Genomic DNA, 1545 nt, shown 5'->3' on the forward strand with positions numbered 1-1545 from the left:
ACCTGTTGGACCGATTGGACCAGGAATTCCTTGTATCCCCTGAATACCAGTTGGACCTGTCGGACCTCTTTCGCCTTGAATTCCTTGAACACCTTGTATTCCCTGTGGGCCTTGTTCTCCCATAGGTCCTTGACTACCTTGAGAGCCTTGTGGTCCAGTTAAACCTGTTGGACCTGTTGGACCATTTTCTCCCTGTACCCCTTGCACCCCTTGTATTCCTGTCGGACCTGTTGGACCGATTGGACCTTGTACGCCTTGTATTCCCTGCGGTCCAGTTGGTCCACCTAAAGCACCTGTTGGACCGGTTGGTCCAGTGGGCCCCGTAATACCTGGCGGCGGAAAAGGAATAGGTGCTTGAAACTTACTACACTTATCTTGATTCTTCACAAGCATCTCCTCCCGTTTGTAACGCATCAAACTATTTGTAATATGTTTAAGCTAGCTGTTATTACTCCCGCTAATGTCGTTACATGCCCAATAGCTAATGGACCATTTTGTAATGACAAAGTGGAATTTGGAGAAGTAACTTCAATTACCATCGTATTTGAAATCGCTGGTTCTAATATAAAATTACCTTTTGTAACATAAAGAATAAAACTCCCTGCGACTTGCGTTCCGTTTAAAACAAGCCTTACCGAAATCGTTTCATTCCCCAAAATTGCATCCCCTTGAAAATAATAACTTATTAAATATATCCCTGGCGTACTTAACGTTATAGTTGTCGCATTTGTTAAACTAACTCCTGCTCCAAAAATTGTAGAACCAGAATTAATTGGTATTAGCGCATTCGCTGCAATTGTACTCGTTGCAGTGGAAAAGAAATAACCGCCCCCACTAGGTAAACCAGTCGCTCCAGTCGCTCCTGCTATCCCCGAGAAACCTATTGATCCTACATTACCAGTTGCGCCTGTTGGTCCAACCGCTCCGTTTTGCCCCTGACTACCTTGCGCTCCAACTGGGCCTATACTACCACTAGCACCTGTCACCCCACTTGCTCCAATTGGGCCTTGCAAACCTTGAATTCCTTGTATACCTTGTATTCCTTGCGGACCCGTTGCACCTATATCGCCTGTCATTCCTGTTATTCCTTGTATTCCCGTAATCCCTTGAACACCTTGCACACCTTGTGGTCCAGTTGACCCGGTTGCTCCAGTAGCTCCAGTTTCACCCGTTGCACCAGTAATTCCAATATTCCCTTGTGGGCCTTGGGGTCCCTGACTACCTTGTGCCCCTTGGACTCCTTGAGGGCCAGTTATACCGACCTCCCCTGTATTTCCTTGGGGACCTCTAATTCCTTGTGCTCCTGTTGGACCGATTATTCCTTGCACTCCTTGTATTCCTTGCACTCCTTGAACTCCTGTTGGACCCGTTATTCCTTGTAATCCTTGAGGACCTTGCAAACCAATAGCTCCAGTCGGACCGATTATTCCTTGCACTCCTTGAAGACCTTGTGCACCTTGTGCACCTGTCAATCCCGTAGTCCCTTGTATCCCTTGAACTCCTTGAGGACCTTGTGCTCCAGCTGCTCCTGTTTCCCCTTGAATT

General features: G+C 47.1%; 2 pseudogenes. Both read right to left on the bottom strand.

From position 1 onward, the window contains the following. Positions 1 to 393 (bottom strand): annotated as a pseudogene (locus MR160_RS33595) (collagen-like protein); the annotation flags it as partial. 20 nt (positions 394 to 413) lie between these two features. Next, positions 414 to 1545, bottom strand: a pseudogene (locus MR160_RS33600) (collagen-like protein); the annotation flags it as partial.

The organism is Bacillus cereus group sp. BfR-BA-01382, assembly GCF_022663475.1.
Taxonomy (GTDB): domain Bacteria; phylum Bacillota; class Bacilli; order Bacillales; family Bacillaceae_G; genus Bacillus_A; species Bacillus_A thuringiensis_S.